Here is a 22,183-nt window from a genome sequence, read left to right as displayed (position 1 = left end):
CGGGAAAACCGCTCCTGTTTTTGTGCGCCCGTCATCCCAGCGGCGTGAAGGCTCTGCCGCTCTCCAGCTCATGCCAGGTGAACACGCCGTTTTCCAGCGTCATGTAGCTGCGGGGCGTGCCCTCCTTGGGCAGGGCCAGGGAGCCGGGATTCAGATAGGTCAAGGGGCCCATTTCCCGCCGGACCGGCAGATGGGTGTGGCCGCACAGCAGATAGCCGGTCATGGGCGGCGGCGCGTCCGGACCGTAGAGGTGGCCGTGGGTCGCGAAAAGCTCCGTCCCGTCCACCGACAGCAGGGCGTAGTCCGCCAGCATGGGAAAGGCCAGCACCATCTGATCTACCTCGGAGTCGCAGTTGCCGCGGACGCACAGCAGCCGGTCCGCCGCACTATTCAGCAGGCCGGTGACGGCCATGGTGTCGTATTCCTCCGGCAGGGGATTCCGGGGGCCGTGATACAGCAGGTCCCCCAGCAGGACCAGCCGGTCCGCTTCTTCCCGGCGGAAGGCCTCCAGCAGCAGGCGGCAGCAGGCGGCGGAACCATGGAGGTCGGATGCGATCAGCAGTTTCATAAGCAGCGCTCCTTTGTTGAATTAGCCCCATTGTACCGCGCCGTTGGAAGAAATGCAATGTGAAAACTTGCGGGCGGCGGTTTTCTGGTATATAATACGAATACGCATGTGCTGAAACAGCAAAAACAAGATGGGAGCGATCATCATGGAATTGAAAGTCACAGACCTGCTGGATCTGTCCCACACCCTGGCGGGGACGTATCTGGCGGGATTTGAATACCCCTGGCAGGCGCTGGATGGCATCAAGGATCTGATCCTGACCTTGGGGCCGGCGCTGCCTCCAGACGAATATGACCAGCCCGCCCCCGGCGTCTGGGTCCACAGGACCGCTGAGGTGGCGCCCACCGCCTATCTGGGCGCGCCCTGCATCATCGGGCCTGAGACGCAGGTGCGCCACTGCGCCTTTATCCGCGGCTCCGCCCTGGTGGGCGCCAACTGCGTGGTGGGCAACTCCGTGGAGCTGAAAAACGTCATCCTCTTTGACAATGTGCAGACGCCTCATTACAATTATGTGGGCGATTCCATTCTGGGCTACAGGAGCCACATGGGCGCCGGCTCCATCACCTCCAACGTCAAGTCCGACAAAACACTGGTGGTGGTAAAAAACGGCGAAGAGCTGATTCCCACCGGGCGCAAAAAGGTCGGCGCGATCCTGGGCGACTATGCGGACGTGGGCTGCAACAGCGTGCTGAATCCCGGCGTCGTTTTGGGCCGGGGGACCAGCGTGTACCCCACCTCCTGCGTCCGGGGAGTCATTCCGCCCCACAGTATCTTCAAGGCTCCCGGCAGGGTCGTCCCGCGGGAGGAATGAAGGGCGGCAGGACCACCGGAGCGAAGCAAGCACGGCCGGGGAAGGAGCTTCCCCGGCCGAAAAACAGGGAGGCATGCAGTATGTACGATGAACTGACGGAAGTGGATATCAAAAAAATGCGGGAGGAGATGGACCATCGGATCCGGGTCCTGCGGCCTCAGCTGATCGAGGAGGTCCAGACTGCCCGGGCCTTTGGCGATCTCAGCGAAAACTACGAGTACAAGTGCGCCAAGCAGGCGAAAAACCGCAACGAGAGCCGCATCCGCTACCTGGAGCGGATGATCCGCACCGCCAAGGTCATTGAGGTCAAAGCTCAGACGGACGCCGTGGGCCTGTTCGACAAGGTGACCATCTTCAATGAGATGGTGAAAAAGGAGATGACCATCCAGATCGTCACGACCCTGCGGCAGGACGCTCTAAAGGGCCTTATCAGCAAGGAATCCCCGGTGGGCAAGGCCCTGCTGGGCCATAGGGCCGGGGACCGGGTCCAGGTGGCCGTCAATCCGGAGCTGAAGTATTTCGTGAAGATCCGGGCCATTGAAAAGGGCCGGGACGACGAGAATATGGAGATCAGCGCCTATTGAAAAGCGCGCAGAGCGCCGCCGTTTTCCGGCGGCGCTTTTTCTTATCCTTGACGAATTTGGCGGTTTCAGCTATCATGAAAATGCGGAGATAAAAACACGGCCCGGTCGGTAGTCCGGGCATACCCCCCGGGGGTATTAAAAAGATGCAAAAAAAATACCCCCCGGGGGTATCAGTAGCCTGCCTCCTTGGCTGTCCGTTCTCCGACGGAAATTTGTAAGGAGGACACGCACATGGAGAGCGGATACGCCAGACTGACCGTCTATTTTGAGGACCCCTTTTGGGTTGGCCTTTACGAGCGGGGCGGCGGCGGGACCTATGAGGTCTGCCGGATCGTATTCGGCGGGGAGCCGAGGGATTATGAGGTCCACGCCTTTTTGCTGGAGCACTGGCGGCAGCTGAAGTTCAGTCCATCCATGGCAGCGGAGGAACCGGCGGAGCGGAGAGCCAACCCCAAGCGAATGCGGCGGCAGATCCAAAAGGAGCTGAAAAGCGCGGAGACCAGCACCAAAGCCCAGCAGGCGCTGAAGCTGCAGCGGGAGCAGGGAAAGGAAGCTCGGAAGCGGGCCTCCCGCGCGGAGCGGGAGGCGGAAGCGGAGCGGCAGTTTGCCCTGCGGCAGGAAAAACGGCGGGAAAAGCGCAAAGGCCATTGATCCCGCGCCCCGGAGGGCCAGCCTTCCGGGGCTTTTTCCCGCCTGGGGCTTGTTCCCAAGGCGGCTTTTTGATATACTAGCCCACAGGAGAGGGGGGATGAGCTGATGCACGAGATCGAGGCCAGGACCATCCTCTCCGCCCGGAACGGCATGAATGTCTACCGGGGCTGCACCCATGGGTGCATCTACTGCGATTCCCGCAGCACCTGCTATCAGATGGATCACGTCTTTGAGGATGTGGCGGTGAAGCGGAATGCCCCGGAGCTGCTGGAGGACGCCCTGCGGCGGAAACGGCGGCGGTGCATGATCGGAACGGGGAGCATGTGCGATCCCTATCTGGCCCTGGAGCGGGAGACCCGGCTGACCCGGCGGTGTCTGGAGATCATTGACCGCTATGGCTTCGGTGCGGCGGTGCTGACGAAATCGGACCTGATCCTGCGGGATCTGGACCTGCTGAAGCGCATCAACGACAGGACCAGGGCTGTGGTCTGCACCACTTTCACCACTTTTGACGAGGACCTGTGCCGCGTTGTGGAGCCCTATGTCTGTACTACGAAGCGCCGGTTTGAGATGCTCAGGACCATGCACGAAAACGGCATCCATACCGGCGTGTGGCTGTGTCCCATCCTGCCCTTTCTCAACGACACGGAGGAGAACCTCCGGGGTCTGCTGGGCTACTGCTGGGAGGCCGGGGTGGAGGTCATCGTCAACTTTGGTATGGGCGTGACTCTGCGGGATGGCGACCGGCAGTACTTCTATCAGCAGTTGGATGCACATTTTCCTGGACTAAAAGATCAATATATCAAAACTTTTGGCAGCCATTATGAGTGCCCCAGCCCCAACGCCGCCCAGCTGAGCCGCATCCTGCGTAAGGAATGCAGTGCCCACGGCGCTATTTGCGAGCCGGAGGCGGCCATGGATTGGCTGATGCGCTTTGAGGACAAGCAGGCTGGCGAGCAGCTGAACTTGTTTACATAATATTTAGGAGGGACCTATATGCTTTTTCTCTGGTATCCCAGATGCACCACCTGCCAGAAGGCGAAGGCCTGGTTGGATGGCAGGGGCGTCGAATATGAGCTTCGAGACATCAAGCTGGAAAATCCCACCGCCGATGAGCTGCGGCAGTGGCATCAGGACAGCGGCCTGCCCCTGAAGAGATTTTTCAACACCAGCGGCCTGCAATACAAGGCCCTGGGCCTGAAGGACAAGCTGCCCGCCATGAGCGGGGAAGAACAGCTGGCGCTGCTGGCCGCCGATGGGATGCTGGTGAAGCGGCCCATCCTGGTGGGCGAAGGTTTCGTGCTGACCGGCTTCCGCCAGGCGGAGTGGGAAGAAGCGCTGAAATGATCCGCCGCATCGATTTCGCGCCCCTGGACGGTATCACCAAGGTGGTGTTCCGGCAGGTCTGGCACCGGTTTTTCGGCGGCGTGGACCGGTACTTCATTCCCTTTTTCTCCCCTACGGACCAGCACATCATGACCCGAAAGGACCTGCGGGAACTGGACCCGGCCAACAACGGCGGATTGCCCCTGGTGCCTCAGGTGATGACCCGGCGGGCCGGAGATTTTCTGTGGGCGGCGGAGCAGGCGGGGGACCTGGGCTACACGGAAGTGAACCTGAACCTGGGGTGTCCTTCCGGCACCGTCACCGCCAAGGGGAAGGGCGCGGGCTTTCTGGCAAAGCCCGACCAGCTGGACCAGTTTTTTGACGAGGTGTTTTCCAAGGTCCATATGCCCGTGTCCGTCAAGACCCGGCTGGGCATTGCCGACCCTGCGGAGTTCGGGGCGCTGCTGGCAGTCTATGACCGCTATCCCATTGCGTGCCTGACCATCCATGCCCGGGTCCAGAAGGAGAAGTACCGGGGGCCGGTGCATCTAGAGGAGTTTGCCCAGGCGCTGGCGGAGAGCAAAAATCCGGTGTGCTACAACGGCGACCTGCGGACGGTGGAGGATGTTCATGCTTTAGAGGCCCGGTTTCCCGCCGTGGAGGCGGTGATGATCGGCCGGGGAGCCGTGGCGGACCCGGCGCTGCCCCGGAAGCTGCGTGGCGGCCCCGCCGCCGCGCGGGAGGAGCTGCAGGCATTCACCCAGGCGCTGTATCAGGCGTATCAGGACTACTACGGCCAGGTGGGCACCGCCGCCCAGCGGATGCGGGAGGTCTGGTTCTATTTGATCCATCTGTTCGAGGACGCGGAGCGGCTGAACAAAAAGCTGCGCCGGTTCAAAAATCCCGGGGAGTACGAGGCCGTCGAGGCGGCCATTTTCCAGGAGCTAGCCCTGCGGGACCACGCCGAGGGCGATCTGTTCTGAACGCTTTCGGCGCAACAGAATGTTGCGTGATTTTGGAGCGGGTTTCTGTTATCCTGTGGGCAGAACAGGAGATGATGGGATGGACCAGGTGGCAAAACACATCAAAGACCTGCGGAAGCATGCGGGATTGACCCAGGACGATCTGGCGGAGCGGATGCATGTGACCCGGCAGACTGTGAGCAGCTGGGAGACCGGCCGCACCCAGCCGGACATCGAGACCCTGTCCGCTCTGGCGGAGGCCCTGGGGACCGATGTGAACGGCCTGATCTACGGGCCAAAGCCCGCGGCGGGCGTCTGGCGGCGGTATCAGAGAAAGTACCTGGCCTGGACGCTGGCCGGTGCGGCGGTGCTGCTGGCGTGCTTTTTGGCAGATCAATGGCTCATAGCCCGGGAGCCGTGGAAGAGAGGCGGAAACGGCCTTCTGTTTCACGCGGCCCTGGCGCCGTTCCTGATGGCTTTTGCAGCGGGCTTTGCCGCGCCCGCCCTGGTTTCCCTGTGGGCGGATATCCGGCAAAAAAGCCGGGCGGCGCGGCGGAGGCTGCTGGCCGCCTGCGTCTTGTGCCTGCTTCCGGAGGCGCTGATCGCTCTCTGGTTCTGCGGGCTGCTTGAAGGCGGCGAATTTTTGTGCGTCTGCGGCAGGCGGTCCTCTGGCTGTTTGTGCCGCCGGGGAGGCTGCTCACCAGGGCATTCCAGTTCCTGGCAGGCATGTTCCTGTTTCTGGGATCGAATCCATGAAAAAAGCGGACCGCAGAGCGGTCCGCTTTTTTACGTCTTTCAGAACTGGAACAGGTTCAGGCCGATCTCCCCACTGAAGGCCCGGTCTACCGTACCGGGGATCTCCGTGACAACCATCTCGCAGGTGGCGCTGACATTGGCCCGGTTCAGATGGCCGCCCACCACATGGCCCTGGCTGTCGCCGGCGCTCATATGCAGGTGGGTGTAAAATTCCCCCTCCATGGTGTTGATGGTGCCGGTGAGGGAGACGATCTCATAGCTGCCCTGGAAGTGGTTGGCGTGGTATTCCTTCTTCTCCGTGTCGAACACGCCCACAGTGAAGTCGTTCACCGCGCCCAGGGCCTGAACGGAGGCCAGCTTGATGTCCTCTTGCAGAGCCAGGACTTTGACCTGCTCCAGGATCTCCTCATTTTTGTCGATACGGGCGATGTAGGTGCTGCCGAATTTCCGGTATTCCATGACGTTTTTCCTCCGCTGTATGATTTGTTACAGGATATCACAGCAGAGGGGAAAAAGCAAGGGAGGTCAGGTGAGGGTCAGGTCGCCGTCCTTCACCCAGCCCAGCTTCCGGCACACCTGATTGATGGCTGGGGCCAGAATGGCGGGCAGGATGAAGGAGATCAGGAGCAGGCCCAGCCAGTCGAAGCCGGTGGGAGTGATGGCGGCAGCGCCGTTGGCGATGGCCGCCTCGCTGGGGGAGAGCCAGCCCGTCCACACGCCCAGCTGGCCGCAGAGGCCGCAGGTGCCCATGCCGGAGTTGATGGCAGCGCCGTTCATCTCCAGCTTGAAAAGACAGGTGGCGATGGGGCCGGTGACAGCGGAGGCCAGGGTGGGGGCGATCCACACCCTGGGATTCTTTACGATGTTGGGCATTTGCAGCATGGAGGTGCCAAGGCCCTGGCTCACCAGTCCGCCCCAGCCGTTTTCCTTGAAGCTCATCACGGCGAAGCCCACCATCTGGGCGCAGCAGCCCGCCACAGCGGCGCCGCCCGCCAGGCCTGTCAGGCTCAGAACGGAACAGATGGCGGCGGAGGAGATGGGCAGGGTCAGGGCCACGCCCACCAGTACAGACACCAGGATGCCCATGGCGAAGGGCTGCAGCTCCGTGGCCCGCATGATGAGCTGGCCGAAGGCGCTGGCCGCGGTGCCGATGGGGGGCGCGATCACATAGGCCGCGCCTACGCCGATGAGGGTGGTGACGATGGGAGTTACCAGGATGTCTACTTTCGTTTCCTTGCTGACGGCTTTGCCGCACTCGGCGGCGATGATGGCCACGAACAGCACGGCCAGGGGGCCGCCCGCGCCGCCCAGCAGGTTGCAGGCGTAGCCCACCGCCGCCAGAGAGAACAGCACCAGGGGCGGCGCCTGCAAAGCGTAGCCGATGGCGATGGCCATGGCGGGGCCGCTCATGAAGGAGGTGAGGCCGCCCACGGTGTAGGGGACCTTTTCCGAGATCTGAGCGGTGAGGAAGCCGATGTGGAACTGGGCGCCGACGGTGTTGAGGATGGTGCCGATCAGCAGGGTGCAGAACAGCCCCTGGGCCATGGCGCCCAGGGCGTCGATGCCGTACCGCTTGGCGGAGAATACGATGTTTTTGCGCTGGAGGAAGGCTTTGAACTTTTCCATGGGAGACACCTGTTTCTTATGTAGTATAAAATGTGGTACACAGGTGTCTTGACACCTGTGTACCACACTATACACGGAAGAATCGGGATTGTCAACACCTATTTTCAGCTGTCCGTTCACCATCTGGACGGCGCGGCTCCATGTTTTGTCAAAGCATCCAACCGGGCAGATGCCTAAAAAGAGATCTGCCGGATAGAAAGCAGTTTATTGATTAGGAATATGCCACAACGACAAGAAGCGACAGAACGCAAATACCAAAAGTCAGACAAGATAAGAATGTACATTTAGATATCTCATTATCCATATCTTTTGTGCGTACAGCTTTGATCAGAAAAGCCGGAAACATGAAGCCCGCAATTATCCCGGCTATCCACAGGATTGTCAGCATACAGTTTTCTCCTTTGTTCAATTTCCTCAAATTATAATAACAACTTGCTTGGTGACGCTAGAAAACGGAGCGTGACCGGCGGGGCGGCTTGGCCCCGCGTTCAGCCGTCCAGCACTTCTTTGAAATCTGGGCAGAGGTTGGGGCGGTGAACGTCCAGCACCAGGGGGAGCTGGCCCTCCGCAAAGCGCTTGCTCAGGGCCTCCATGCCATATTTTAGCTTGTACTCGATCTCCTCCTTGTAGGCGGGGATGGCGAAGAGGAAGCTGATGTGGGCCCCGTCCTTGGCGTCCAGGCCCTCCAGGCCGTTCAGCTGGTCCAGCACCACGCCGCCGAAGCCCAGGCCGTCGCAGAAGGGGGCATAGTCCGGGCCGTTGGGCATGGTGTGGCCCCAGGCCAGCCAGGTCTTGTATTCGTGGGGGAAGCGGGCCAGAAATTTCAGCATATGGATGGGCCAGTAGCTGGAATAGGGCAGGTCATTGCCCAGGTCCCCGGTTTTGCCCAGATCCCAGCCGCCGGGGAGGAAGAGAAACACCTCGGCGTATTTCAGCTCCTTGTGGTCCGCCAGCTCGTCCGGCAATGTCATGGGCAGGTCGCTCATGCCGGTGGTGTAGAGCACGTAGTAGTTTTTTTCCGCCGTGGGGCGCATGATGTTCACGTCGATGTGGACCAGATCGCTGATGATCTCGTGGAACACGAAGCTCTCCCGGCCGGGAAACAGGGCCTCGAAGTGCGCCGTGATCTCCTCGGCGTAGGTGCCGTACGCCTCCGGCGGGCGCCAGCCCTGGTCCTGGGGCGTTTCATAGCGGTAGATGGGGGAGCCGCCTGGAGAGACCTGCGGCTTCTTGCGGAATTTGTCCAGAAAACCCATGAAATGACCTCCGTTTGATTCTTTTATGTGACCTATTGCCCGCCTTGGACGCTCAGCCCTCCAGCAGCACGCCCAGGGACCGCAGGGCGGCCTGGACCCGCTGGAAGGCGGCTTCGTCGGGGCAGGAGAGGGTGTGGAGATGGATGCCCTCCGTCAGCATGGAAAGAGGCTGGGCTTCCTCCTGCGCGCAGCGGGCGATGAACTGGGACACGTCATACCGGCTGGAGAGCCGCAGGGGACCGGTGAGCTGTCCATAAATGGGGTGCTCCACGATGACGTCCAGCACGGTACAGCCGTTGTCTACCATGGTGTTCAGCTCCGCTGCCATGCCTGCCGCGTCGTGCTGGCAGGCAACCCGGCGGATCAAACCGGCAGGGGAGGGCTGACAGATGTAGCCCCGGGGCGTGGCGGAGATATCCGCTCCCGCCGCCCGCAGCAGGGCGATGTCCCCCACGATGATCTGGCGGCTGACAGAGAACCGGGCTGCCAGCGCGCTGGCGCTGACGGGCTGGGGGGAGCTTTGCAAAATATCCTGAATGGCCTGGCGGCGTTCTTCAGCGCGCACGGGCAGGACCTCCTTTTTTGATATGGACGATGCATCTGCATGGCCGCATACGGTTTTTCGGGCAGACTGCGGTGCCGTGTATAAAATATGCACGGTCATTTGCACACAACTGTCATGACAGCAGTATACCACACCTTGTTTGATTTGCAAAGGGAAAAGGCGCGAGGCGTTGACATTTCGGGCGGGAGCGGGTACAATCGGACAAAAAGCGGGCGGCGGGCCGGGAGGCTCCGGAGGTCCGCGAAGCGGAAAGGGTGGCAGTATGCTGACTGTGGAAAAGGAACAAGTGCTGGCGGAGCGGGGCATTTTCCTCGGCATGGCGGAGGTGTGGTATCCGGAAATGGAGGCGTGGGACGTGGATGCCCTGCGGGCGCTGGAGGAACGGGAATTGGCGGCGCTGAAGGAGGAGCACGGGGACTATGACAGGAAGGCTGTGTTCGGCGAGGACCCCTATGTCCGGTTTTTCAAGAAGTTCAAAAAGACCTATCCCGTGCTGATGCAGCTGGAATCCGTGCTGCTGAAGGGGCGGCCATTCCCCCAGGTGAATCCCGTGACGGAGGTGCCTTTTCTGGCGGAATTGAAGACCCGCTGCCTCATGGGGACCCATGACGCCGACGCGGTACGGGGGACGCTGCGGCTGTTCTCCGGCACAGAGAAGGCGCCCTTCACAGGACTGCGGGGGGAGGAGGTCCACACCTATCCCAACGACGTGTGCGGCCGGGACGACGGCGGCATCATTTTCAGTATGATCGCCGGGGCGGACCACCGCACCTGCGCCAAGCCGGAGAGCCGCCATGTGTTCTATCCCGTGTTCGGCACGCCGGGGATGGCGGCGGAAACGCTGCGGCCCCAGCTGGACCTGCTGGCGTCCTACGCCCGGACGCTTGCCCCCGAAGCCAGGGTCGAGATCCAGATCGTCTGACCCTTTTAAAAATAATAGAGTGCGAAAAAGAGCCGGACCGGGGGTATCCCCGGTCCGGCGTTTTCTCATTCCAGCAGATCCCGCATCCGCAGCAGCAGCTTCAGATCGTTGTCCAGGCACAGCTCAGCGGACAGGCTGGGATCATACCGCAGGGCGGAGCCTTTGTCTGGGGCCAGGGGCAGGATCACCGCCTCGCTGAGCCGGGAGAGGGTCAGGTTCCGGGCATACCGCTCCCGGTAGGCGTTGCCCAAAGCCAGCAGGATGTCCCGGGAGTTCTCCAGGCACGTCCGGGAGAACCGGAACACCGCCTCCCGGTCGCACTCCTTGTAAAACCGTGGGAAGGCATAGGGCAGGATCAGGTTCACTGCCGGACTGAGGCCCGGAACGGAGCTTTCTGCCCCGCCCAGCGTGTCGCCGCCGATGAAGGGGTACATCGTGGACTCCACGAACCAGGCCCGCAGGTCCGGCACAAAGTACACGCTGTCCGCCTTCCGGCCCTTTGCGGTCATCAGGTCCCGGCCCCGGCCGGAAAGCAGGCCCACCAGTACCTGGTCGATGTCCAGCCCCTCCTGCCGGAACAGGGGGTCCAGAGCCCGCAGCCGGTTGCCGGAGTGGAGCAGGTCGTCCACCAGGATCACCGGCCGCCGGAAGGACCGCACGGTACGGATCTGGCTCTCCAGCGGCGCATAGCCGGGGAAGGGCGCGATGGAGAAGGTCTTTAAGTCCGTGGCGAACACCTTGTCGGTGTGGATGGTCTTGGTCACAGTGTTGGGCACGGCATTGCCCCGCAGGATCTTGCCGAAGGGCACGCACATCTTGGGCCCCAGGACCCGGGGAGTGGTAGGCTCGGCCGGTACGCCGTTCAGCTCCGTGATCTTCCGCACCAGACGGTGATAGATGACCTCGGCGTTGAGGGAGAGCACCAGCGTTCCCGGATACAGGCCGCAGATGGCCTCCTGAAGGCGGAAGTGGGCCGCGCGGATGGCGGCAAGCACCTGGCGGTCGGAGGAAAACGGCTCTTTCAGCGTGGTGGGGATATTCTGCATCAGGACCACGGGGGAGCGCATGTCCACCAGCAGCAGCGGACGGGGGGTCTCCGTCTCCGCCTGGACAAAGCCCTGCCGCTTCAGCAGGTCCAGGGTCTCCGGCGCCGTTGGACCAGAGGACCACCACACGGCGTAGCCGCAGTCCTCCGCCATGGCCAGGGACAGCGCCTCCGTCATCAGCAGCTGGCCCACGTCGTAGTTGCCGCCGGGGGCGCGGACGGTGTGAAGCCCCGTCAGCAGGCGGATGCGGCCTGCCGTGCGGACCCGGACATAGTTGGCCAGCTTCTCGTCCTCCAGAGCGCCGTACAGTCCGCCGGAGTTGACGGTCCGCAGCGTCAGATAGCCCAGTACTCTGGGCCGCACGCTGACGTCCCGCAGGACGCACACAGCGTCCCGGGGGTCCGGCGCCGGGGCCTCCGGCACGGCCGCGCGCAGCTCGTCCCACAAGGCCCGGTCCGGCCGCTCCGCCAGGGAGAAGTCCAGGTAGCTGGCCCGGATGAGCTGCTTGTACTGCGGCTCCCGCAGATACAGGCTGTTGCGGAAGATGAAGTCCTGCACCGCCGGGTCGATGAGGTTGGAGATGTCCCGTCCCAGGTCGATGTTCTCCCGGATGCGGGTCGAGCTGATGTCCTCCAGATGGGTCGGCAGCTGCAGCTGGATCACGTCGCCGGTGATGCGGGAGAGGTCCGCGTCGATCTCCCGGCCCTCGGCGTCGCTGGACCGGCGGAACACGATGTGGTTCAGGCTGTGGACGGAGCCTTCCGTGGGCGGCGCCTTGTAGGACGAGGCGTTTGCCACCACGTCGGACCCCACCGCCAGATACAGCTCCCAGCCGTCAAAGACCTGCCGCAGGCGGTTCAGGTCATCCGGCGTGGCCAGGTTCACCGGGATATCGTGGGGGAAGAGGTACACATCGAATTCGTCGGCAACAGACATGCTGACGATCTGCCGCCGCACCAGGGAGGGCTGGGCCTTCTTGGACCAGGAGAACTCGTCGATGGCGAGATACACCTCGAAGCCCAGGTCCCGAATGGCCTGGACGATGCCTTTGTGGCTGAGAGAGAAGGGATCGAAGGTGCCGGGGAAGAAGGCGGCCTTGCTGTGGCGCTGGAACTGGAAGGGGCCGCTTTCAATGCGGTGGCGGACGATAAAGCGGTAGATGTGGGAGAGGGCCGCGGCGGTGTAGAAGAAGGTCAGTTCCTCCGACCGCTGCTCGCTGATGAGGAAGAGAAACTTCTTCGCCGTCAGGGTGAAGAGGTCTGTCTTGTCCTCGTAGCTCAGGACATCAGAGGCAAACAGCCCCTCGCCCAGGATGTGCAGCGCCTCCTGCCGGACGCTCTCCCGGAAGGCGGACAGGCCCTTCAGCAGCAGGCCCGCCATCCGCCGCTTCCGTGCGGTGAGGGAGGCATGGTCCTCGCCGAAGCGCTCACCGTAGGCCGCGTAGTGCTCCAGCATGGATCCCACAGTGGACAGGGCGGCGGCCACCACGCCGGCGTTGGCGGAGGAGAGGAGGGTCAGCATCTGATCCAGTGTCTCATCCAGCTCGTTGGGGGACAGCCACAGGGCAAAACGGCCCAGATATTCTGGGATATATTGGGAGATCTCCGCCTGACCGGTCTCCAGCGCCTTAGACAGCTCCACGGCGATCTCGTTCCGCCGGTCCGGCGTCAGCTTGGGGGCCATGGCCAGCAGCGCTTCACCGCCCATCCGGCGGACCACCACGTTTTCGCTGACTTTGATGAGGTTGGAGAAGTGGGTCGCGATGTGGAGGCTGTTGACCTGATCGCTGTGCTTTGCCTGGTTTTGCAGATACTCCACGCCCACGGCCTTCAATACCCAGGGAGTGGCGGTCTTGAGATTGTCCAGAAACACGCTGCTGACGGCCTCTGCCCGGTCCAGCCGCTCCCAGGATACCGGCAAGCCCAGACGGCTGCCCAGCTGGGCCTGCAAAAACAGCAGAGGCGTGCTGTCCAGACAGTCGGCCCGGGCCACGGCTTCGGAGGCCAGGGCCAGCCCGTCAGCGTCCAGTACTGGCAGCAGGTGCCGCAGCAGCCGCATCGCCGCTGCTTTCTGGGGGGCCTGACCCTGGTCCAGCCACCACACGGCAAACCGGGCCAGCAAGGCATAGGCTCTGGGCTCCAGCCGCTCCAGCGGCACGTTCAGCACCGTGTCCAGCAGGGCGAAGGCCGCCTCCGGCTCCACGGCCCCCGGGTCCTGAAAGTGACGGAACAGAAGCTCCGCGAACCGGGGCAGGTCGGCGGCGGAGCTGCCGGCCAGCAGTGCGTCCGCCACGGTTTTGGCCTGGTAGCGGATCATACTGGTCTGCCGGACGGTCAGCCGGTGGTCGGGGTGGATGAGCCGCTCCAAATAGTCGGCCCACAGTTCGAAAGGCCGGTCCTCCAGAGCGCTGGGGACCGCTCCCGCCGGCAGTTCCTTCTTGTAGCCGGACAGGAAGCCCGCCAGGATGCGTCCCATGAGATGGGCCGCCTGTCGGCGGATATCACCGTCGGGCAGCAGGAGCAGCTCGTACAGGAATTCCAGGGTCTGTTCCTTCTGTCCGGCGCTCCAATAGGTGAAATACTCCTCGAAAATGGACACATAGGCCCGGATGCGGGCCGGGTCTTTTTCACTGCGGGCGGCCTCCAGGATGCCCACGAACAGCCGCTCATGGCCCAGCCGGTGCATCAGGCGGATGTTGTGGTCCACGGCGGTATGGCGCAGAGCGTGGACCACCTCTCGGGAGGTCATCAGGGCCGGGTCCTTTCGGGACAGGGGCGGGCCGCCGGCGGTCTCCAGCGTGGTGTCCACGCCGAAGAGGGTCAGGTATTCCTCAAAGTCCGCCAGCTTGGCGTAGACATACTGATACCGCCGCCGCTTGGCGTCATCCACATTGTCCAGCTTGCTCAAGATCACGCCGAAGGCATCTTGCAGGGAAAAGAGCTGGGCGATCTCCCGGCCCTCCGGGTCCCGGGACTGCTTGACCCGGAAGTCGGCGTACACCAGTACCAGGGACTCGGAGGACAGGTTCTCGATCTCCAGATCCCAGACCGAGTGGTTGGCGGCAATGCGGCCGATGGCCGCCAGCCCACGCCAGGTGAACCACTGGTCTGTGTAGTAGTAGTGGAGATAGGGGACCCGCTCCCCCGGCCTGCAGCCGAATTTGCCGATGTCGTGGCCCGCGGCGGCGCCGCTCATCAGTCCCAGGTCGATGAGTCCGCCGCCCCGCTTGAAAGCGCGGCCAACGGTCATGGCCACATGGTGGACGCCGGCGATGTGCTCCAGCGTGCGGAAGGGGGTCACCTCCCGGCCCAGCCGCAGCAGCTCATACACGTATTCCTCCCGCCAGCGGCGCAGGAATTGGCGGTATTCCTCCGTCACGCCGCTGTCCTTCAGCTCCGCTTCGGTGCAGAAGTCAAAATCCAGCCAGAAGTCGAAGGGAAGCGCCTGCCGTTCCGTGTCCAGCATCAGCCGCAGAAATTGCAGAAAGCACAGCGCGCCGTCCCGCTGAGCGGCGGTGCAGCCGCTGCCGTCCTGGGGATACAGCAGGGAGACCGCTGTCCGGTAGGCACAGGACAGCCACCCCTCCGCCGGCTCTGGGGCCAGCAGGTCCAGCACTGGGCGGAAGGCCGCCAGGGCCTGAGCGCAGGAGAGCCGCTCTGTGATGGGGACCAGGGGCGCCAGGATCCGCTCCCAGTTCACCGGCCCCAGCCGCTGGATCAGGTCCGTCCGGTTCATGGCCAGCTTCCGCAGGAAGGCCGTATCCAAAAAGGCCTCCGCCGCCTGTATATGCAGGGTGTTTTTCATAAAAGCGCCTCCGTTTCAAGCTTCCCATGTCTCTCAGTATACCGCACCTGACGGGAAGAAAAAAGGGTGACATTTTACACAGGAAAACAAAAAGGAATTTAGTGATAACGCCCATTGACTTCATAAACTTAAAGCTTTAAAGTGAAAAAGAACAAGCTGCGCCCCAGGAGGGCGATTACGAAAGAGGAGAAAAGACATGCCCCACATCACATTTTACAAGCATGAACCCATCCCCATGGAGATGCATAAAGTGAAGATTGTCCAGCAGCTTCAGCTGCTGCCCACCGCCCAGCGGCTGGAGAAGATGAAGGCCGCCGGTTTCAACACCTTCCAGCTCCACAACGGGGATATTTTCCTGGATATGCTGACAGATTCCGGCGTCAACGCCATGAGCGACAACATGCAGTCCGCCATGCTGCGGGCCGACGACGCCTACGCCGGCAGCGAGACCTTCTACCGCATGGCGGACAAGCTGCGCCAGCTGTTCGGCATCGACCACTGCCTGCCCGCCCACCAGGGCCGCGCCTGCGAGAATATCCTGGCCACCCGCTTCGTCAAGCCAGGCAGCTGCGTTATCATGAACTACCACTTCACCACAGCCAAGGCCCACATAACCCGTCTGGGCGGCCGCGTGGAGGAGCTGGTGAAGAAGGAGGGGCTGGTCAGCAAGAGCGACCTGCCCTTCAAGGGCGATATCGACCTGGAGGCTCTGGAGGCCTGCATCCAGAAGGAGACCCCGGCGAACGTGCCCTTCGTCCGCATCGAGGCGGGCACCAACCTGATCGGCGGCCAGCCCATCTCCTACGCCAACATGAAGGCGGCTACCGGCATCTGCAAAAAATACGGCATCCTGACGGTGCTGGACGCCTCCCTGCTGCAGGACAACCTGTATTTCATCAAGACCCGGGAGGAGGGCATGGCCGACAAGTCTGTCCGGGAGATCAACCGGATGATCGCGGACCTGTTTGACATCATCTACTTCTCCGCCCGGAAGTTTGGCTTTGCCCGCGGCGGCGCCATTCTGGTGCGGGACGAGGCGCTGTATCACTCTATGGAGGATCTGGTCCCCATGTTCGAGGGCTTTTTGACCTACGGCGGCATGTCCGTCAAGGAGATGGAGGCCATGACCGTGGGCTTTGAGGAGAGCATGGACATGGACGTCATCTCTCAAGGCCCCCAGTTCATCGACTACTGTGTCCGCCGCCTGGACGAGTACGGCGTGCCTGTCATCACGCCCGGCGGCGGCCTGGGCGCCCATCTGGACGCCGTCCAGTTCGTGGACCACATCCCCCAGGAGCAGTACCCTGCCGGCGCGCTGGTGTGCGCCCTGTACATCTGCGGCGGCATCCGGGGCATGGAGCGCGGCACCCTGTCCGAGGAGCGCAACGCCGACGGCAGCGAGCGGCTGGCCTCCATGGAGCTGGTCCGCCTGGCGCTGCCCCGCCGGGTGTTCACCCTGTCCCAGACGGAGTATGTCATCGACCGTGTCAAGTGGGTCTATGACCACCGCCGCCTCATCGGCGGCCTGCGCTTCGTCCACGAGCCCAAGACCCTCCGGTTCTTCACCGGCATTCTGGAGCCGGTGGACGACTGGCCGGAAAAGCTGGCCGCCGCCTATGAGGCGGACTTCGGCAAGGAGCAGTGAAGGCGGCGCCGCGCAAACGCGTCTGCGGCGCTTCGCAAAAAATCGCTCTTGCCGATGGATGTGATATCGTTTAAAAACAGCAGCCGCCTCGGGGAGGGACAGGAAGTCCCTCCCCAATTTTTGCAGGAAGCCCCCGGCTATGCCGGGGGATATTTATTTCGGCCGGTCCTGATTGGGACGCGGCGCTTTAAAGCCCTGCGCATTCGCACAGTGCACAGAAAGAACGCCCGGAGAATTTGCAAAAATGCAATCTCCGGGTGAGGGCGGGTTGATGAAATTTTTGCGGCGCGGCAGCGCCGCAACACCGGCGCTCCGCGCCGGTCATAGGCGGGTCTGGGGTGCCTAACCCCAGCAAGATTGACCAGGGGAGCAAAGAGAAAGGAAGGCGAAATTTGGGCCACGGGTCGAATCTTGCTTTTGAAATCTAACATCCTTCCCAATACAGTAAAGTTTCAGCTTCAGTTTTTGCTATGCGTTCAGATACTTTATCTTTCCATTGGTCGGGTTTGTTTTTTAGAAGGAAAAGCAGATCGTCAATATAGTCTAAATTTTTTTGAAAGAGGAACGGGCTGTTTTTTGAAGATGGAGCAACTGCTTTTGCGTATATGTCCCTCATTTTTAATAATTGCCCATAACTTTCTTCGTAAAAAGAACACTTGAGTTGCCCAATAGCAGCTGCACACGAAACATAATCATATGCTCCCATTCTTGTTTCAAAAAAATCATTTCTTCCAGATTGAAAAATTGATAATGTTTCGTTAAAATCCAGTTTATCAAGATATGGTATCAGCATCTCCTCCAATATTTGCTGATTTGCTTTCCAAACACTGTTAAACCGTTCTAAGCGATATACTTGTGGAGGGCCGGGAATAACAATGTCTGAAAAGGATATTGATGCCTTTGGGTCTAACTGATTTCCTAAACGAACAAGCCTTGCATCCATGTAAGGTAAATTGCCATTAGCGTACAAAAATGTGGGTAGTAGTAAGCATTTGATTTGTGGTAAAGAGCGTAAAAAACTCAAAATAAATATTTGCACGAAGTATCCCTGTATTCTAAAATAGAAACCTGTTCTCTTATTTTTCACAAAGTCATGCTGTTTCATCAGCTCTCGAAAATTTTTCCGCACTAAATTGTTGGCATCCCTTATGCTAATCAGTTCATCCATCTCTACACCCTCTACGGCTTATTATAATTGCTTTTGTACGCTTTGCAAGCCAATTACCAAATAAATATGTCCTGTTCAGAATATTCGGAATAGCGGGGCTGGCTGTCAATTTGACAAATTTTCCTTATGATACTTTACCGCACCTGAGCATTCGCTCCGGGAGTATCTCTACAGAATCTCATGCAAAGTGGCAGCCCGCCGCCCTGCCCCGCGTGCAGCGAAGGTAGCTGCCGCTGACGCCCTGGAAGCGCGCGGCGCTGCGCGCCGAGCGGGGATCAGGCCCTCTCGCCCCGACTTAGAACCTGTATTCGCAAGCGTTGAACGCCGTCTGGACGGGTCTTTTCCCGTCATACTTCGTTGCTTTTCCTTGAAATACACAAAGTATTCCCGCGTCAAAGCGCCTCGCCTGACGGGAAAATCCCTCGTCCATCCGTCATTCCCCGCTTATGAATACAGGTTCTTAAAAAATAGCCGCCAGGGAGGCACTCTGTAAGGAAGTGCCGCCCCTGGCGGACGCTGTTTTTGCGTCTACTCGGTGAAATGCACGTGGTCGAAAATATGGTCCTGGCAGAAGCAATGGTAGCCGGCGCATCGGGAACAGTAGCGGAACTCCAGGTCTGGATAGTCGGTGTCCGTCCGGCCGCAAACGGCGCACTTGTGGCGGTAGCCCCGCTCCGCCTCCTTTTTCTTTTGCTGCTTCACAGCGGCCTTGAACTGGATGGTCTGGTGGCTGGTCTGATGTCTGGCCCGGCCCCGGCGGTAGGCGATCTCGTCGGAGATGTTGGTCCAGAAGAACACGAAGAAGTTCAGCAGAGCGATCACCGGCAGGAGCGCGCCCAGCCAGTACATCCGGAACAGGCTGGACAACACCGCCAGGGCGAAGAAGGCTCCGTCGATCAACGCCAGCCACTTGACCTTTACCGGGATGATGAAGAACAGAAGGAACTGGGTATCGGGATACAGCATGGCGAAGGCAAAGAACATGGACAGATTGACATAATCAGAACCGGATATCCAGGCGTTCCCGGAGGCCAGTCCGATGATGACACCCGTGACAGCGGTCAGAAGCACGCCGGAGAGGTAGTACAGGTTGAATTTTGCGGTGCCCCACTCCCGTTCCAGAGTCGTGCCGATCATATAGTAGAGATACAGGGAGATGGCCAGCCAAAGGGGAGAAGAGGCGTCGGGCATGAAGATGAACGTCACCAGCCGCCAGATCTCGCCATGGGTTATGGCCTGCCAGTCAAAGGCCAGGAAGCTGACAGCCTCGTATCCCGCGAACATCATCAGCAGGTAGACCACGATATTTCCGGCCACGATGACCCGCATCAGATTGGGGACGCCGAACCGGGGGTGCTGGTACGCAAAGCGGTCTACCGCTTCATTGAGTTTTCTCAAAATCGATCCCTCCAGAGAAAAACGATCTATAGATATGTTGGCATTATACCCTCCTTTTGCCAAAATGTCACGTCTAATTTGTAAACGATGGAAAAAACGGGCGGATTTCCAGGAAAAAGCCTGCCGCCGCTCTTGACAAACCCGGAAAAGATGCTAAGATAGCAGATGAAAAATACATAATGCCTTATCAAGAGTGGCGGAGGGACCGGCCCCATGAAACCACGGCAACCTGCATTGTAAGGTGCCAATTCCGGCGGAGAGCGACAGATGAGGAGCATGGAAAGCTGATTTTTCCGCACGTTTCTCTGTCGAAACGCGCGGTTTTTTTCAGCTCTTGAATGGGAATGACAAAGGAGAAAGCGACATGGCAAGACATTACTTATTTACATCGGAATCCGTGACTGAGGGCCATCCCGACAAGATCTGCGACCAGATCTCCGACGCTGTGCTGGACGCCATCCTGGCCCAGGACCCCATGGGCCGTGTGGCCTGCGAGACCACGGCCTGCACCGGCCTGATCCACATCATGGGCGAGATCACCACCACCGGCTATGTGGACATCGACAAGGTGGCCCGGGAGGTGGTGCGGGACATCGGCTATGACCGGGGCAAATACGGCTTCGACTGCGACACCTGCGGCGTCATCACCTCCATCGACGAGCAGTCCCCCGACATCGCCATGGGCGTCAACAAGTCTCTGGAGAGCAAGAGCGGCGACGGCGAACTGGGGGAGGGCGCCGGCGACCAGGGCATGATGTTTGGCTACGCCTGTGACGAGACGCCGGAGCTGATGCCCCTGCCCCTGTCCCTGGCCCAGCAGCTGTGCAAGCAGATGACCCTGGTGCGCAAGACCGGCGTGGTGCCCTACATGCGCCCCGACGGCAAGAGCCAGGTCACTGTGGAGTATGACGAGAACGACCGGCCCATTCGGGTCGACACCGTAGTCATCTCGACCCAGCACAACCCCGACGTGACCCTGGAGCAGATCCGCCACGACATGGTGGAGCTGGTGGCCAAGGTGGTCATCCCCAAGGAACTGCTGGACGAAAATACAAAGTATTATGTCAACCCGACCGGCCGCTTTGTGAAGGGCGGCCCCGCCGCCGACGCGGGTCTCACCGGCCGGAAGATCATCGTGGACACCTACGGCGGCAGCGCCCCCCACGGCGGCGGCTGCTTCTCCGGCAAGGATCCCACCAAGGTGGACCGCTCCGCCGCTTACGCCGCCCGCTGGGTCGCCAAGAACATCGTGGCCGCGGGTCTGGCCCGCCGCTGCCAGGTGCAGCTGGCCTACGCCATCGGCGTGGCCCAGCCTGTCAGCATCCTGGTGGACACCTTCGGCACCGGCGCTGTAGAGGACAGCCAACTGGAGAAGGCCGTCCGCAAGGTGTTCGACCTGCGTCCCGCCGCCATCATCCGGGACCTGGACCTGCGCAAGCCCATTTACCGCAGGCTGGCCGCTTATGGCCACATGGGCCGGGAGGACCTGAAGGTCTCCTGGGAAAAGACAGATCGGGTGGACGAGCTGAAGGCCGCCGTGGCGGAGTAAGTTTTCGGGATATCCATATAATAAAAGCCGCTGTTCGCAACGGACAGCGGCTTTTTGCTATAAAATATGATACTTGGGAGGCGATGTGTATGTGGCTCGTCATGGCGGCACTGTCGGCGCTTTTTGCGGGGCTTACGGCCATTCTGGCCAAGTGCGGCATCCGCAAAACAGACCCCGATGTGGCCACTGCCCTGCGGACGGTAGTGGTGCTGGTTTTTTCCTGGCTGATGGTGGCGGTGGTGGGTTCGTTCCCCACCATCACGGCCATCCCGGGGAGGTCCCTGCTGTTTCTGGTCCTGTCGGGACTGGCCACCGGGGCCTCCTGGATTTGCTATTTCAAGGCACTGTCCCTGGGGGACGTGAACAAGGTGGTTCCCATCGACAAGTCCAGCACCGTGCTGACGGTGCTGCTGGCCATCCTGCTCTTCGGGGAGACGGAGCACCTGGCGGTGAAGCTGGGCGGCACGGCCCTGCTGGGCGCGGGCATCCTGCTGATGGTAGAGAAAAAGCGGGGCGAGGCCCGGGACGGCCGGAGCGGCTGGGCCGTCTACGCGGTTTTCTCCGCCGTGTTTGCCGCCCTGACCTCCATTTTGGCCAAGGTGGGCATCTCCGGCGTGGAATCCAATCTGGGCACCGCCCTCCGCACCTGCGTGGTGCTGGTGATGGCCTGGGTAGTGGTGTTTTTAAAGGGAAAGCAGACGCAGCTGGCCTCGCTGGACCGCCGGGAGCTGGGATTCATCGCCCTGTCCGGCGTGGCCACCGGCGCCTCTTGGCTGTGCTACTATTATGCCATCCAGAACGGCAGCGTCAGCGTGGTGGTGCCCATTGACAAGCTGAGCATCCTGGTGTCAGTGCTGTTCTCCCGACTGGTTTTTCAGGAAAAGCTTTCCAAAAAGGCAGCCTGCGGCCTGGCACTGATGGTGTGCGGCACGCTGCTGATGGCGGTTTTCACCTGAAGGCCGCATCATTCCCCGGGTTTCGGCACAAACTGACGCCGGGGGTGATCTCATGGCAAAGGACAAAAAGGCGGTCAACAACAAGGCTGACGAATTCCCGGTGCTGCGGCTGGAGCCAGAGAAGCGGATGTGTCCCATCTTTGATCCGGACACCATCGCCAAATTCCCGGTGGCAGATCCCGGCGAGATGGGCTACCGGGTCCTGGACAATTTCTGCGAGGAGCATATCGAGTGACACTGTCCGCTTAAAGCCAAAGCGCCCCGGCATGAGCCGGGGCGCTGAGACTGTCAAAAAAGTGGCTATGCCACTTTTTCGAGAAAGTTGCGGCCTGCCGCAGCGCACTCGCTGTCCGCCTGGGCGGACAACTCGCACGTTTGCAGGCCGAGAGGTGTTTTTTCCGACGTACACGCCGCCGGAAAAAACAGATCACAATTCTTTCGCGCCTGCGGGCGCGAACTCTGCCTGAACAGCGCAAAGGGCAAAAGAAATGTCCGCTTCGATTGTCATTCCTGGCGGACTGTGGTAAACTGTTTCTAAAGCAGATTTCATTATTTTGGGAACTGCTCTAAGATATCTGCAAGGAAGTGAT

Annotated in this window: 20 protein-coding genes, 1 pseudogene and 1 riboswitch; of the genes and pseudogenes, 12 read left to right on the top strand and 9 right to left on the bottom strand. The window is 60.8% G+C overall.

Going from position 1 to position 22,183, the window contains the following annotated elements:
• Positions 1-31: 31 nt before the first annotated feature.
• Positions 32-568 carry a phosphodiesterase gene (gene yfcE / locus Q0Z69_RS01390; protein ID WP_298029117.1) on the bottom strand — a complete coding sequence of 179 codons (537 nt, stop codon included), beginning with the start codon at positions 566-568 and terminating at the stop codon, positions 32-34.
• A gap of 145 nt (positions 569-713) precedes the next feature.
• Here yfcE and Q0Z69_RS01385 point away from each other — a divergent pair, with 145 nt between their 5' ends.
• The 7 genes and pseudogenes from Q0Z69_RS01385 to Q0Z69_RS01355 all read left to right on the top strand — a co-directional run.
• Positions 714-1,379 (top strand): UDP-N-acetylglucosamine pyrophosphorylase, encoded by a 666-nt coding sequence (locus Q0Z69_RS01385; protein WP_298029115.1) that lies wholly within the window; start codon positions 714-716, stop codon positions 1,377-1,379.
• A gap of 80 nt (positions 1,380-1,459) precedes the next feature.
• On the top strand, positions 1,460-1,963 hold the full coding sequence (locus Q0Z69_RS01380) for a GreA/GreB family elongation factor (protein ID WP_298029113.1): 504 nt from the start codon (positions 1,460-1,462) through the stop codon (positions 1,961-1,963).
• Positions 1,964-2,194: 231 nt separating this feature from the next.
• Positions 2,195-2,614, top strand: coding sequence for a YjdF family protein (locus Q0Z69_RS01375; RefSeq protein ID WP_298029111.1), 420 nt, complete (start codon positions 2,195-2,197; stop codon positions 2,612-2,614).
• A gap of 105 nt (positions 2,615-2,719) precedes the next feature.
• On the top strand, positions 2,720-3,592 hold the full coding sequence (locus Q0Z69_RS01370) for a radical SAM protein (RefSeq protein WP_298029109.1): 873 nt from the start codon (positions 2,720-2,722) through the stop codon (positions 3,590-3,592).
• 18 nt (positions 3,593-3,610) lie between these two features.
• A complete protein-coding gene (locus Q0Z69_RS01365) occupies positions 3,611-3,961 on the top strand; it encodes an arsenate reductase family protein (RefSeq protein ID WP_298029107.1) in 351 nt (116 codons plus the stop codon).
• Complete coding sequence (locus Q0Z69_RS01360; RefSeq protein WP_298029105.1) at positions 3,958-4,923, top strand: tRNA-dihydrouridine synthase; 966 nt, start codon at positions 3,958-3,960, stop codon at positions 4,921-4,923. Before Q0Z69_RS01365 ends, Q0Z69_RS01360 begins: the two co-directional genes overlap by 4 nt.
• Before the next feature lie 19 nt (positions 4,924-4,942).
• A pseudogene (locus Q0Z69_RS01355) lies at positions 4,943-5,179 on the top strand (helix-turn-helix transcriptional regulator); the annotation flags it as partial.
• A gap of 518 nt (positions 5,180-5,697) precedes the next feature.
• Here Q0Z69_RS01355 and Q0Z69_RS01350 read toward each other — a convergent pair.
• From Q0Z69_RS01350 to Q0Z69_RS01330, 5 genes are all read right to left on the bottom strand, one after another.
• Entirely contained in the window at positions 5,698-6,117 is a 420-nt protein-coding gene (locus Q0Z69_RS01350; protein ID WP_298029103.1) for a PPC domain-containing DNA-binding protein, read from the bottom strand.
• 66 nt (positions 6,118-6,183) lie between these two features.
• On the bottom strand, positions 6,184-7,284 hold the full coding sequence (locus Q0Z69_RS01345) for a PTS transporter subunit IIC (RefSeq protein WP_298029101.1): 1,101 nt from the start codon (positions 7,282-7,284) through the stop codon (positions 6,184-6,186).
• 211 nt (positions 7,285-7,495) lie between these two features.
• Positions 7,496-7,672: a hypothetical protein gene (locus Q0Z69_RS01340; RefSeq protein ID WP_298029099.1), complete on the bottom strand. Its 177-nt coding sequence runs from the start codon at positions 7,670-7,672 to the stop codon at positions 7,496-7,498.
• Between the two features lie 100 nt (positions 7,673-7,772).
• On the bottom strand, positions 7,773-8,540 hold the full coding sequence (locus tag Q0Z69_RS01335; protein WP_298029096.1) for a suppressor of fused domain protein: 768 nt from the start codon (positions 8,538-8,540) through the stop codon (positions 7,773-7,775).
• Between the two features lie 52 nt (positions 8,541-8,592).
• On the bottom strand, positions 8,593-9,105 hold the full coding sequence (locus Q0Z69_RS01330) for a transcription repressor NadR (RefSeq protein ID WP_298029094.1): 513 nt from the start codon (positions 9,103-9,105) through the stop codon (positions 8,593-8,595).
• Between the two features lie 262 nt (positions 9,106-9,367).
• Between Q0Z69_RS01330 and Q0Z69_RS01325 the strand changes: the two genes are divergently transcribed.
• Complete coding sequence (locus Q0Z69_RS01325) at positions 9,368-10,027, top strand: phenylalanine--tRNA ligase beta subunit-related protein (RefSeq protein ID WP_298029091.1); 660 nt, start codon at positions 9,368-9,370, stop codon at positions 10,025-10,027.
• A 65-nt stretch (positions 10,028-10,092) separates the two neighbouring features.
• Here the strand turns inward: Q0Z69_RS01325 and Q0Z69_RS01320 are convergent, their stop codons facing one another.
• The gene (locus Q0Z69_RS01320; RefSeq protein ID WP_298029089.1) at positions 10,093-14,877 is read right to left on the bottom strand and encodes a nicotinate-nicotinamide nucleotide adenylyltransferase; all 4,785 of its coding nucleotides are present in this window, start codon (positions 14,875-14,877) and stop codon (positions 10,093-10,095) included.
• Positions 14,878-15,073: 196 nt separating this feature from the next.
• Between Q0Z69_RS01320 and Q0Z69_RS01315 the strand changes: the two genes are divergently transcribed.
• On the top strand, positions 15,074-16,522 hold the full coding sequence (locus Q0Z69_RS01315; protein WP_298029087.1) for a tryptophanase: 1,449 nt from the start codon (positions 15,074-15,076) through the stop codon (positions 16,520-16,522).
• Between the two features lie 424 nt (positions 16,523-16,946).
• Here the strand turns inward: Q0Z69_RS01315 and Q0Z69_RS01310 are convergent, their stop codons facing one another.
• Both Q0Z69_RS01310 and Q0Z69_RS01305 read right to left on the bottom strand, forming a co-directional pair.
• Positions 16,947-17,690 (bottom strand): hypothetical protein, encoded by a 744-nt coding sequence (locus Q0Z69_RS01310; protein ID WP_298029084.1) that lies wholly within the window; start codon positions 17,688-17,690, stop codon positions 16,947-16,949.
• Positions 17,691-18,218: 528 nt separating this feature from the next.
• Positions 18,219-19,088, bottom strand: coding sequence for a rhomboid family intramembrane serine protease (locus Q0Z69_RS01305; protein ID WP_298029082.1), 870 nt, complete (start codon positions 19,086-19,088; stop codon positions 18,219-18,221).
• A gap of 181 nt (positions 19,089-19,269) precedes the next feature.
• A riboswitch (SAM riboswitch) is annotated at positions 19,270-19,362 on the top strand.
• 90 nt (positions 19,363-19,452) lie between these two features.
• Here Q0Z69_RS01305 and metK point away from each other — a divergent pair.
• From metK to Q0Z69_RS01290, 3 genes are all read left to right on the top strand, one after another.
• Entirely contained in the window at positions 19,453-20,637 is a 1,185-nt protein-coding gene (gene metK, locus Q0Z69_RS01300) for a methionine adenosyltransferase (protein ID WP_298029080.1), read from the top strand.
• An 89-nt stretch (positions 20,638-20,726) separates the two neighbouring features.
• Positions 20,727-21,593 carry an EamA family transporter gene (locus Q0Z69_RS01295; RefSeq protein WP_298029078.1) on the top strand — a complete coding sequence of 289 codons (867 nt, stop codon included), beginning with the start codon at positions 20,727-20,729 and terminating at the stop codon, positions 21,591-21,593.
• 52 nt (positions 21,594-21,645) lie between these two features.
• Entirely contained in the window at positions 21,646-21,828 is a 183-nt protein-coding gene (locus Q0Z69_RS01290; protein ID WP_298029076.1) for a hypothetical protein, read from the top strand.
• The last annotated feature ends 355 nt before the right edge of the window (positions 21,829-22,183 follow it).

It is taken from the genome of uncultured Dysosmobacter sp., from assembly GCF_947631165.1.
In the GTDB taxonomy this organism is placed as follows: domain Bacteria; phylum Bacillota; class Clostridia; order Oscillospirales; family Oscillospiraceae; genus Oscillibacter.
Note: the sequence above shows the minus strand (reverse complement) of the source record. Positions and strands in the feature narration are given on the sequence as shown.

Coding starts and splice junctions, on each gene's coding strand:
- yfcE (WP_298029117.1), bottom strand. CDS start 568: ATGAAACTGCTGATCGCATCCGACCTCCATGGTTCCGCCGCCTGCTGC.
- Q0Z69_RS01385 (WP_298029115.1), top strand. CDS start 714: ATGGAATTGAAAGTCACAGACCTGCTGGATCTGTCCCACACCCTGGCG.
- Q0Z69_RS01380 (WP_298029113.1), top strand. CDS start 1,460: ATGTACGATGAACTGACGGAAGTGGATATCAAAAAAATGCGGGAGGAG.
- Q0Z69_RS01375 (WP_298029111.1), top strand. CDS start 2,195: ATGGAGAGCGGATACGCCAGACTGACCGTCTATTTTGAGGACCCCTTT.
- Q0Z69_RS01370 (WP_298029109.1), top strand. CDS start 2,720: ATGCACGAGATCGAGGCCAGGACCATCCTCTCCGCCCGGAACGGCATG.
- Q0Z69_RS01365 (WP_298029107.1), top strand. CDS start 3,611: ATGCTTTTTCTCTGGTATCCCAGATGCACCACCTGCCAGAAGGCGAAG.
- Q0Z69_RS01360 (WP_298029105.1), top strand. CDS start 3,958: ATGATCCGCCGCATCGATTTCGCGCCCCTGGACGGTATCACCAAGGTG.
- Q0Z69_RS01350 (WP_298029103.1), bottom strand. CDS start 6,117: ATGGAATACCGGAAATTCGGCAGCACCTACATCGCCCGTATCGACAAA.
- Q0Z69_RS01345 (WP_298029101.1), bottom strand. CDS start 7,284: ATGGAAAAGTTCAAAGCCTTCCTCCAGCGCAAAAACATCGTATTCTCC.
- Q0Z69_RS01340 (WP_298029099.1), bottom strand. CDS start 7,672: ATGCTGACAATCCTGTGGATAGCCGGGATAATTGCGGGCTTCATGTTT.
- Q0Z69_RS01335 (WP_298029096.1), bottom strand. CDS start 8,540: ATGGGTTTTCTGGACAAATTCCGCAAGAAGCCGCAGGTCTCTCCAGGC.
- Q0Z69_RS01325 (WP_298029091.1), top strand. CDS start 9,368: ATGCTGACTGTGGAAAAGGAACAAGTGCTGGCGGAGCGGGGCATTTTC.
- Q0Z69_RS01320 (WP_298029089.1), bottom strand. CDS start 14,877: ATGAAAAACACCCTGCATATACAGGCGGCGGAGGCCTTTTTGGATACG.
- Q0Z69_RS01315 (WP_298029087.1), top strand. CDS start 15,074: ATGCCCCACATCACATTTTACAAGCATGAACCCATCCCCATGGAGATG.
- Q0Z69_RS01310 (WP_298029084.1), bottom strand. CDS start 17,690: ATGGATGAACTGATTAGCATAAGGGATGCCAACAATTTAGTGCGGAAA.
- metK (WP_298029080.1), top strand. CDS start 19,453: ATGGCAAGACATTACTTATTTACATCGGAATCCGTGACTGAGGGCCAT.
- Q0Z69_RS01295 (WP_298029078.1), top strand. CDS start 20,727: ATGTGGCTCGTCATGGCGGCACTGTCGGCGCTTTTTGCGGGGCTTACG.
- Q0Z69_RS01290 (WP_298029076.1), top strand. CDS start 21,646: ATGGCAAAGGACAAAAAGGCGGTCAACAACAAGGCTGACGAATTCCCG.